The following is a 10,710-nucleotide window of genomic DNA, read 5'->3' on the forward strand; positions in this document are numbered from 1 at the left end:
CGTACTTGTTACCGGTCTCTCAATTGAGGAGCCATCGTTCAATCGAACTACCAGATAGAAGAACTTTAGTTGCAGCTAAAGTCTGGGTCTCACCTTACCCGATTGGAGTACTTATTATCCATACAAAGCGTTTAAGAGTGATTCGTAACGCGTGGCATTTTTACTATGCGTTGGTTTTAGTGTTTAGGGTGGTATGCGGCGGCATCGGTATTGCGTTGCTCACACCTTAACAGAGCGTTATATGCAAGGAACGGAGGTCAATTGAATTATCCTATTTTATACATATTTTCGGGTCTCCCAGCTTCAGGTAAATCGACTCTTGCTAAGCTGTTGGCGGCTAAAGTGGGTGCTACGTATGTTCGCATTGATACAGTAGAGCAAGGGCTTCGAGATCTTTGTAACTTCAAAGTTGAAGGTGAAGGGTATCGTTTAAGCTATCGTATAATCAGAGACAATTTAGAGCTTGGGATTAGCTGTATCTCAGACTCTTGTAATCCTATCGAGCTTACGCGACGCGAATGGCAGGAAGTCGCAGAAAGTGTGGGGGCTAAATTCATCAATATTGAAATTAGTTGCTCAGATAGCAGTGAACACGAACAAAGAGTCATCACTCGTAGAAGTGAAGTAACAAACCTAAAATTACCTGACTGGAAACAAGTGCAGAACCGTCATTATGAAGCTTGGAAAGCCGATGTAATCAAAATAGACACGACAGGTAAAAGTATTGAAATAGCTTTCGCCGAACTAACTGAAAAGCTAGGCGTGTGAAATTGCATATAACAATAAATTTAAGAGTGATTCACAACGCTCGGCGCCTTCACTTCAAGTGAGTTTAGTATTTATGGCACAATGCTTTAGGTCTGGTGGTGGCGTTGTTCACCACTTAATGCGGCGTGAGTTTGCTAAAGGCTAGCGGTTAACTAGCCTAAGCTTGCTCTCACATCTGCAATGGTGATGAAGAGTTTGTTTTCAGCATCTTGAAATGCTTGAAAACCATAGCGTTCATAGAAATGTTTTGCTCCATCTTTGGCATCAACGATAACAACTGGAAATGCAACGCTATCACTAGCGGCTAATAGCTTTCTGAGTGCGTCGATAAGCAGCCACTCCCCAAAGCCTTTCCCTTTGTATCGGTCATCGACAGCAAGACGGGCAATCAGACCACCAGAGGTGGATGATTGGTGCTTTTTTTGTAACTTATCGGGCAATGCCTTTAATTCAATTGGCGTCATTGTAAGCGTGTAAAAGCCTATGACATGTGAGTTGTCGTTATCATCTTCCAAAACAAACGTTCTGGTGTTGTCCTTCTTTGCTTGCTGACTCGCCATTACTTTTAAGTAATTATTGAGAGCTTCGATGCCACAGTTGAATCGGTTTCTATCGTGTTTAGCTTTATCTAGAAGTACCGTATTCATCATTGAATCTTGCTCTCGTATCGATCAGCAGCAGCTTTTAGTTTTGAGTTCTGTGTTTCAGGACGGTCTAAAGCTTCCATGAGCAACATCGCATCTGCTTGGCTCAGTTTAAAAGCCTGCTCACGTTCGATGACTTGTTTAGCTTTTTCGATTGCAGCGCTTAGAACAAACGAGTTGATGCTAGACATGCCGGCTATCGCGGCAGCCTTAGTCAGTAAGTCTTGTGTATCGACATCAACTCTAGCGGTGATGCGAGGCAAAGTAGTAGCCATAATGTTATCTCCTATTGTGTCAAAATGTCACATGTGTATTATGGTCTTAAAGCGTGCAATAAGCAATCTCTGTGTCACTTTGGCACGCAAACTAACAAACAATTTAAGAGTGATTCAGCACGCTTGGCATTTTTGGTTTGGGTTTAGCTAAGTGTTTACGGTGGTAAAATGAAGTACCGTGGTCACGTACTTTACACCTTAATTGGGCGTTAAGTGCAATCAACAATAGTGACATCAAAAAGTAGGGAAGTATGAGTATTAATGTAAAGTGGGATGGTGATTGTCGTTTTAAAGTGTCAACTGAAGACGGATTTACGTTTAATGTTGACGCTACAACTGAGAAAGCCCCTTGCCCAACGGAAGTTCTATTGTCGGCTTTAGGTTCATGCAGTGCTACGGATGTCGTCTTGTTACTGCAAGATCAAGGTTTTGAAGTTAAAGGCCTAGAAAATACGGTTACTTTCGCCCTAACGGAATCAGAACCTCGTTTATATAAATCGGCAAACTTACACTTTACAGTAAATGGCAGTGGTTTTAAGGAGTCTGACATTTTGCGAGCAGCTCAAGAAGCGGTGGAAAAGCATTGTCATGTTTGTCTTATGTTGAGCCCTACGATCGATATCACTTGTTCAGCTGAAGTGGGTAAAAATTGCAACTAATAAACTGTTCAAGAGTGATTTGCAACGCGTGGCATTTTCACTATGCGTTGGTTTTAGTTTTTAAGGTGGTATGCGGCGGCATCGGTATTGCGTTGCTCACACCTTAATGTGGCGTTACTTTTCCATGTTTCAGCCAATCAGCTATATCCTACTTTAGTAATATACCTGACAAGGTTCAGCCCAAAGACGTACGGGTGCAGAGCTTCGCAAACACACCTTTGTCGAGTAGACGACACCTGTTACCAAGTGTCGTCCCTCTAAGAACCCAGCGTGCAACTTTCACCGCACTAGGCTCAAGCCTTCACAAAGGCACCTGATGGCACCCAGCAACTTATAAAGCAGCGAGAGCAGGCTCATGCCAAGAGTTACGGCATGGCTTCTTTGATTTTCTCTTAGCCAAGTATTCTTGGTATTGAGGATCAAAAGGCGTAGCGGCACTCCTGATTTTCACATGTCTCTCTATTGGCACCTTAGCTATTTGGAACAGATTGAACTGACAATCCATATTCATGATCTTCTGCCAACCGTGAAATTGCCATTGACCTTGACGGTTGATGAAGTATTTAAGGGCGATCCAAGTTCTAGATTTTGTTGGATGACGCCTTTTAGCCCAGTGCCATAAAGTATGGAATAGCTTGTGGCCTACATATCCGAATACCTGTTTTGCAACGCAGTGTCGATAGTAATTCGACCAACCCCTGAGTTTCGGAGTTATCAACTTGATTAAATCGTTAACGGGGATGGTTGCGTGCTTCTTGATGAGTTCGCGCAAGTTACTCAAGAGCATCAAAGTGTTGGATTTACTCGGTTTAATGAGCAGTTTTCCTTTGTACTTCCTATGATTAAAACCTAGGAAGTCAAAACCACGGCTGATGTGGGTAATGTGCGTTTTCTCTTCGGAGAGTGTTAAGCCTCTTTCCGCTAAGAACTCAGCGATCAACGGTTTGATATCGTTCTCCAGCACTTCCTTTGAAGCACATGTGACGACGAAATCGTCGGCGTATCCAATAAAATTGGCTCTAGCACCCTTTTTGAGTGCGGTAGACTTTATGCGTTGCTCAAGTCCTGCAAGAGTCATTAGCATCAAGGTCGGAGATATGACCCCACCTTGTGGTGTTCCCTCGTCAGTACGGTAGAACAGCCCTTTGTCCATAAAACCAGACTTTAACCATTGTTCCAACATGCGTTTATCTACGGCAATGTTGTCCATAAGCCATTGATGCCCGATTTTATCGAAACAAGATTTGATGTCTCCCTCAAGAACCCATTGAGCAGATCGTTTCATAGCTAAGCACTTAAAACACTGCGCGATAGCATCGGCAGTGCTGCGGTTTGGTCTGAATCCATAGCTGTTAGGGTCGGCAAGTGCTTCTGATACTGGCTCCAGTGCAAGAAGATGAAGTGCTTGCTGCGCTCTATCGACCATGCAGGGGATACCAAGTGGTCTGAGCTTGCCGTTTTTCTTGGGAATGTAGATACGCTTGAGCGGTTTGGCTTGGTAAGCTTTTCTGCTCAATTGATTGACTGCTTTCATACGGCGCGTGTCTGTGTTCCAGATAACGCCGTCTATTCCAGGCGTTTTGCTGCCTTTATTTTGTGATACCCGCTTAACAGCAAGAAGTTTTGCCGAGCGCGAGTGAGTCAGTATCCACTGCAACGCTTTCGCTTTGCCGTGTTTACCTTCTCGTGTTGCCTTTGCAATACGCATCTGAAGCTTTAAAACATGGGATTCAACGGCTTTCCAGTTTATGGATTGCCATTGAGCACTGTCAGGAGAGGCACCAATCTCTTTTGAAATCATCATTTGCATTTCTCCTTGAATAAAGTTCTTCAAATTATCTTGCAACGGAAGACCAGTCGGAAGTCAGCCCACTTTCGTGCCAGACATTTGCCTGTATCTGCATCGTTACAATGCAGCCTTCGCTTTTTCCAACATCCTCTACCTGCATCACTATCGGTCACAGAGACTTTCCCAGAGGGAGTGATACAGGCTTACCGTGTTCCGTATGTCGCGCAATGTCAGTTTAGATGCCCGCTATGGTGCGGAGAGTTCAACGATCACGAAAGAGCATGGGGCAATCTCTTTCCAACTCTCGTGCCTTTTGGCTACAGCGTATTAACCACTTCCGCTGTTTCGAAGGATAACGCACCTTACGCGGATTCACTTGTGTTCATCATGCTGACTACCTAGCACTCACCCGACTTGTGGTTATCAAGAGGATCGTCCTCTCACGATTTAGATCCCGATCGGCAACTACCAACCTTCGTTACATTGTCAGAGCCGCTACTTTATTCAGGCTCCTAGGTTCATCTGGTGATACAGATGGTTCACTCGTTGAGCGGTGAACAGCGCTTCATACAACTTCACGTCGCACGCCCCAAAGCTTCTTAGAGTAAAAGCTCATAACATGCTTGTTAACGTGCGTTTCCCCTACCAAAAATTATCCGAACGAGCTGATAAATTAACATCCCCTGATTAAGCCTATCTTGCAAACTAATGTTCGTTCACCTGACTTAACCTATTGACTATTAATTAAACCAAATGAGAAAAACTGCATTTTAAGAAGGTGAAACCACAGTTAGGTGGCTAATAAGCGTTATATCACTCCTCTACTGTCTTCATCTGTGATTAGCTGGTTGAACTTCCTACAAATGTCGGTATTCTCCGTGAGATAATGTTACTTGCTGATAGGAATGCGAAAATGAAAGAGTTTTCTTTAAGAATTGCAGAGCGAAAAGATGTGCAAGCGCTAGTCAATGCCTTGTCTGCCTCAAGTAAAGGTGATGATAGCCTTGAAGCAATGAATAGGTTAAGAAACAGAGTGTTAAATGAAATAAATGGACTTATTCCTAACAGCAAAACTTACATAATAGAATACCTTGGTGAGAGCGTCGGCCGACTCCGTTTGGTCGAAGAAGAAAACGAGTTGTTCCTAGGTGGTATACAATTACTGCCAGAGTATCAAGGCATAGGATTGGGAAGTTTGATACTTCGGCATCTTATTAATCATTCAAAAAGTGAAAACAAGTGCTTACGACTTGAAGTTGAAAGAAATAACCCGAGAGCGAAAAAATTATATTTAAGTTTGGGCTTTGTAGTTGAGCAGAGCTTTGAAGACAAAGAGTTCATGGTTAGAGCAATATACAAACGAGTTTAAAGGGAGTGCTGAATGATGTACTCTGGGCTATTGTCACTGGCGTTATCACGGGTCTTTGGTTTGACAGTATGACGTTGGGGAGCGTCATAGGATGGCCATTGTGACAAACATAATAAGTGCTTCACTCGCTGGTATCTTTATCCCTGTTATTTGAGATACGCTAAAAATCGACCCTGCATTATCAGTTTCTGTCATATTGACTACAGTAACGGATGTGGTTGGTTTCGTCGAATTTTAGGCTTAGGTACACTATTTTTAATATAAATCTTCGCGTACAACTTTAGTTATTTTCGGCGGGTGCTCTGACGTTGAAAAAAATAGGTGTTGCCAACAGCGGACACCTATTTAGGGGGACGGAGTTAGTTGTGTATGATGATCGCACCTCGTTTATTGAGTCATACCCATCCGCATCTAGAGGTTTTTAATAGATTATCAGCTATCAATAATCGAACATCTAGAGATGTTGTTTTGATTAAACGGTCGCGTGACCAAGCATCTAGCGTGGTTTCATGATTGAGTTAGTGTCGAGCATGAGGTAATTGGGCTAACAGGTTTGCAAGATACGCAATACTTCAAGTAATTTATGTGCTGCTAATTTAGCGAAACGCATGACACGTTTCTGTCCGTGCGACGTGAAGTCGCATGAAGCTCTGTTCACCGCGATAAGAGTGAACCGTTTGTATCACCAGACGACCCTAAGGCTCTGAATAAAGCAGCGAGCCTGACAATGTAACGAAGTTTGGAATTGTGCCAAACGGGAGCAAAACCGTGAGGGGATGCTCCTCCTGATAACCACGAATTGGGTGAGTGCTAGGGAATCAGTATGATGAATGAAAGTGAATCCATGTAAGGTGCGTTATGCGTGAAGCAGCGGAAGTGGTTAATACGCTGTAGCCAAACGGCTAAGGGAGTAGGAAAGAGGTTGGACAGTGCTCTTTCGTGATCGACAGGCTCCCCGCATTATAGTGGACATCTACCCTGATATTGCGCGACATGCGGAACACGGTAAGCCAGTATCGTTCCTTCGGGAAAGCTGTCTGTGAAGAGAGCCGATAGCGGTGCTGGTAACGGAGGTTGGAAAAAGCGAATGCTGCAGATACAGACGGATGTCTGACACGAAAGTGTGCCCACTTCCAACTGGTCTCCCATTGCAAGATGATTTGGAAAACTTTATTTAAGAAGGAACGCAGATGATCTCTTCTCATGAAGTGAGTGCCCCTTCTGGCAGCGCCCAATGGCAATCCATCGACTGGAAAGCGGTTGAGCGCCATGTGTTAAGGCATCCAGATGCGCATTGCAAAAGCAATCCGAGAAGGTAAACACGGTAAGGCGAAAGCACTACAGTGGATACTGACTCACTCGAAAACAGCAAAGCTTCTCGCTGTTCGTCGAGTATCACAAAACAAAGGCAGTAAAACGCCAGGAATTGACGGCGACACCTGGAACACCGATGCACGTCGAATGGCGGCAGTCAGTTTACTGAGCAGAAAAGGCTATCGGGCCAAACCGCTCAGAAGAATCTATATCCCAAAGAAAAACGGCAAGCTTAGACCATTAGGTATCCCGTGTATGATAGACCGAGCGCAACAAGCGTTACATCTTCTAGCACTAGAACCTATATCTGAAACAATTGCCGACCCTAACAGCTATGGTTTTAGACCCAATCGAAGCGCAGCCGATGCAATACAGCAGTGCTTCAAATGCCTATGCAAAAAGGGAGCAGCACAATGGGTTCTTGAGGGGGATATCAAAGCTTGTTTTGACAAGATAGGTCACCAGTGGCTACTTGGATAATATCCCGACAGACAAAAGGATGCTCAAGCAATGGCTGGGATGTGGCTATATAGACAAGGGGCTGTTCTACAAAACGGCAGAGGGAACACCACAAGGCGGGATAATTTCACCCACCCTGATGTTGCTTACTCTTGTCGGACTAGAAAAGTTAACTAAGTCTATCGCTCGCAAAACAGGCAGCAGAGTAAACTTTATAGGTTATGCTGACGACTTTGTTATCACAGGATCTTCAAAGGAAGCCCTTATGAATGACATTAAGCCGCAACTGATGGCTTTCTTACAAGAAAGAGGCTTAACGCTTTCTGAAGAGAAAACGCATGTGACTCATATCAATGATGGCTTTGACTTTCTTGGTTTTAACGCCAGAAAGTACAAAGGGAAATTGCTCATTAAACCGAGCAAGTCCAACGTATTATCATTCTTACGAAACATGCGTGACCTCATTAGAAAACACGCAACAATCCCAGTAGCCGATCTCATCAAGATGATGAATCCGAAACTACGAGGATGGGCGAATTACTATCGCCATTGTGTTGCTAAACAAACCTTCGGCTATGTTGGCCACCAGATGTTTCTAGCGTTATGGCGATGGTCAGTCAGGCGTCACCCAAACAAGGGGCGCAAATGGATCGCACATAAGTACTTTCTAAACTATCAAGGGCAATGGATTTTCCATGGCTGGTTTAAAAAGGATGGACTGTATGGCGTGATCCGACTGTTTCAAATCGGTCAGATGCCAATTAAGCGACATGTAAAAATCATGAGTCAAGCGAACCCGTTTGATCCTTTTTGGGAAGGTTTTCTCAATGAACGTAAGGTGAAAAACACAGGTCGTAACTCATGGTTTGACCCTGTCGCCACTGCTTTGTGAGTTGCTGGGTTACAATAACGCCTTAGTGGAGGCTTGAGCCGTATGCAGTGAAAGTTGCACGTACGGTTCTTAGGAGGGCGGCATCTGGTAACAGGTGTCGCCTATCCGACAAATAACGTTCAGAAAAAACTGTATGGTTCGATGGAGGAGTTACAAAAAGATCTGGACGAATGGATGGACTACAAAAATCATCGTACTTATCAAGGAAAAATGTGCTGTGGCAGAATGCCAATAGAAACATTAGAGGATGGGAAATCAATCTGGACTGAAAAGAATCTAGCCCAGACGTAATTTGACAGGCACTGAGTCGAAAAGTGTGTAACTGTCAGATCATGTCTGAACTATTATAGTTTAGTTGATCACTACGGTGCTAGCTGTTACTTTCCTTCTATTATTCCTGATTATGGTTTTTTTTGAAAACAGTTCTGTCAATTATTGCCTTTGTCACTTCCTTATTTTCATCCGAACTCTTTTCCTTTATCGTGTTGACTTGTTTATGCCTCTTTCAAAGTTAAAAACAGGCTTCATTGTTGTATCGAATATCTGTTTGCAATAATTACTCTAATGATACCGTAGATTTTAATCTGACGTACCATTTTTTTACTATGCTCCTCCCTGTAAGTGATTGATTTAATAGATAATAAAATTTTAATCAAGAAATGCATATCTATTATTTACACATAGTGTATAGTATCTGAAGCTCAAACAGTGAGCTATTGATAATACATTTAGTTCAAGATCTTCTCAGTTTTTATTCGATTAAGTTCGTCATATCTATCCTGCGATACCTTTTTCTTCATTCCTTATTTAGTAGCTTTCTTTTTTATTAATTCAATGTGTCGAGATATATTATGTCAAATAAAACAACTGGATCAGTAAAATGGTTTAATGAAACTAAAGGTTTTGGATTCATCACTCCAGATGACGGTGGTACTGACCTATTCGTTCATTTCAGATCAATTGTTGAAGAAGGTTTCAAAACATTATCTGAAGGCCAAAAGGTTTCTTTTAATGTTGAACAAGGTAACAAAGGCCCACAAGCTGACAACGTTACTTTAGTATAAGAATTATTTAAAAGATCTCTTCGTTAGTCGAGGTCTTTTTTGTTTAATTTTAATAATCAGCCCGATGACTCTAAAAAATAATCTAAAATAATATTGGTATTTCTTGGTCTGTTACCAGAAAATAGGTAAAAAATGATGTACTAAAAAACCATGTTCTTACTAGGTAAAATACCAGCTTCTTTGACCTCTATTTTCATTTTGTGAACTTGAAAATCAAAGATTCATACGTGAGGTTTCGGAGGCATTTTTGTACTCATATCAAAGAAGGAGGCTATCCTTTGAAAAAACCATCGATTAAGAGTAACTCAAGAGTGGTAAAAAATAAAAGATCTAGTACAAATGATAATTATAATAGTATTCATAAAATTAGAAAAAAAATTGAAGATATATTGTTAGAACGAGAAGAAAAAAAACTTTGGGATTTATAAGGTAAGTAGTTATATGAGAAAACCAGTAAGAAAGAAATCGATAAAAAAAACGCAGAAAAACAACTTCGAAGAACGATTTTCTATGATGGTAAAAGAATATCAAGAAGCTAAAGAAACTCTAGAATCTATGGAAGTAGGTTCAAAAGAATATATGGTTCAAAATAAGTTATGCGATAAATTATTTTCAAATGCTGAACGATACATTAATAAAAATTAACCATTTGAAATAGTTTCGTCTACTCTATATCAAATTTACCCAAACTTTTTCTACTAAGAATTACGACCTCTCTTACCTCTTTTAGTATTGATGTCTTAAGTGTTACACTGGTGTTGAACATAAAGTTACGTAAGAGAGGCGGGGTTGTTGAGCACTTTTATCATGGCCTAGGTTTTACCAACTTGAGCAAGTTTCTTGAGCTTAGTTTCTCCCCCAGCAACTACTTCACTTGATACATGGCTGTTTCGGAGAGTGAGCACTTGCCATAACCATAGCGCTTTTTCCACTTCCTATTTGAACCGTAGAGCTTCTAGCAATGCGAGGATCTCCATGTGCCCTTTCGTTTGTGCTGGTGTCTACGACTAAATGTAACTTGCGCCAGATTTTACGTTTTCTTTCAGTTGACCTTCCATTCATCATAAACCTGACCCCGGTAGCAACAATGGCTAGATGTTCTATTACGCCTCTGGTTTCATACTTCTCTACAAGGCTCGTTCCGTTGTAGAAAAACTACCAAATCTGTCCTTATGCGGACATAAATAACCTATACTAATAGTTAAAGATGTATGCTCTCACATAACTACACGTCGCATAACGCTAGTGATAAAAAGAGCCTAGTAATTAGGGGTTACTGTAGAGCTGAGATATAGTTAGAAATCATACAAGCTAATAATTTCTGATTATATTAGAAGTTTAAATAGACCGTCCCTATCCTAAGGCAACACTTAGTAACTAATCGTAAACTGCACACAATTTACTCTAGTTGATTAAGCGCTACCTACCTCATTCAATTTTGCATAGGTCAAATTCCTTACCTATAGCCGGAGGGCAT

General features: G+C 41.8%; 9 protein-coding genes and 3 pseudogenes. 8 read left to right on the forward strand and 4 right to left on the reverse strand.

The genetic code is table 11. The annotated features are described in order from the left end of the window. Both FKN16_RS24845 and FKN16_RS23350 read left to right on the forward strand, forming a co-directional pair. The coding region (locus FKN16_RS24845; protein WP_346341438.1) for a hypothetical protein at positions 1-230 on the forward strand (230 nt) is incomplete at its 5' end. A gap of 31 nt (positions 231-261) precedes the next feature. Next, entirely contained in the window at positions 262-768 is a 507-nt protein-coding gene (locus FKN16_RS23350) for an AAA family ATPase (protein WP_074190833.1), read from the forward strand. A 152-nt stretch (positions 769-920) separates the two neighbouring features. On the opposite strand, the gene FKN16_RS23355 is transcribed toward FKN16_RS23350, so the two are convergent. After that, positions 921-1,418 carry a GNAT family N-acetyltransferase gene (locus tag FKN16_RS23355; RefSeq protein WP_048626791.1) on the reverse strand — a complete coding sequence of 166 codons (498 nt, stop codon included), beginning with the start codon at positions 1,416-1,418 and terminating at the stop codon, positions 921-923. Next, positions 1,415-1,687: a DUF1778 domain-containing protein gene (locus FKN16_RS23360; RefSeq protein WP_048626792.1), complete on the reverse strand. Its 273-nt coding sequence runs from the start codon at positions 1,685-1,687 to the stop codon at positions 1,415-1,417. The genes FKN16_RS23355 and FKN16_RS23360 overlap by 4 nt, the downstream gene beginning before the upstream one ends. 251 nt (positions 1,688-1,938) lie before the next feature. On the opposite strand from FKN16_RS23360, the gene FKN16_RS23365 reads away from it, so the two are divergent. Further along, on the forward strand, positions 1,939-2,346 hold the full coding sequence (locus FKN16_RS23365; protein WP_074190834.1) for an OsmC family protein: 408 nt from the start codon (positions 1,939-1,941) through the stop codon (positions 2,344-2,346). A gap of 331 nt (positions 2,347-2,677) precedes the next feature. Here the strand turns inward: FKN16_RS23365 and ltrA (FKN16_RS23375) are convergent, their stop codons facing one another. Next, positions 2,678-4,150, reverse strand: a complete 1,473-nt coding sequence (gene ltrA, locus FKN16_RS23375) for a group II intron reverse transcriptase/maturase (RefSeq protein ID WP_170903650.1) — start codon at positions 4,148-4,150, stop codon at positions 2,678-2,680. Positions 4,151-5,048: 898 nt separating this feature from the next. On the opposite strand from ltrA (FKN16_RS23375), the gene FKN16_RS23380 reads away from it, so the two are divergent. The 5 genes and pseudogenes from FKN16_RS23380 (at position 5,049) to FKN16_RS23405 (ending at position 9,878) form a co-directional block, all read left to right on the forward strand. Beyond that, entirely contained in the window at positions 5,049-5,504 is a 456-nt protein-coding gene (locus FKN16_RS23380) for a GNAT family N-acetyltransferase (RefSeq protein WP_074190780.1), read from the forward strand. A gap of 1,190 nt (positions 5,505-6,694) precedes the next feature. Next, positions 6,695-8,169: pseudogene (gene ltrA, locus FKN16_RS24810) on the forward strand (group II intron reverse transcriptase/maturase). Positions 8,170-8,289: 120 nt separating this feature from the next. Next, a pseudogene (locus tag FKN16_RS23390) lies at positions 8,290-8,460 on the forward strand (IS481 family transposase); the annotation flags it as partial. Positions 8,461-9,020: 560 nt separating this feature from the next. Further along, positions 9,021-9,233, forward strand: coding sequence for a cold-shock protein (locus FKN16_RS23395; protein WP_033905381.1), 213 nt, complete (start codon positions 9,021-9,023; stop codon positions 9,231-9,233). Positions 9,234-9,674: 441 nt separating this feature from the next. Then, entirely contained in the window at positions 9,675-9,878 is a 204-nt protein-coding gene (locus FKN16_RS23405) for a hypothetical protein (protein WP_033905382.1), read from the forward strand. 167 nt (positions 9,879-10,045) lie between these two features. Here FKN16_RS23405 and FKN16_RS24645 read toward each other — a convergent pair. Beyond that, positions 10,046-10,358: pseudogene (locus FKN16_RS24645) on the reverse strand (hypothetical protein); the annotation flags it as partial. Positions 10,359-10,710: the final 352 nt, after the last annotated feature.

Source organism: Vibrio sp. 11-4(1) (genome assembly GCF_013048625.1).
Taxonomy (GTDB): domain Bacteria; phylum Pseudomonadota; class Gammaproteobacteria; order Enterobacterales; family Vibrionaceae; genus Vibrio; species Vibrio diabolicus.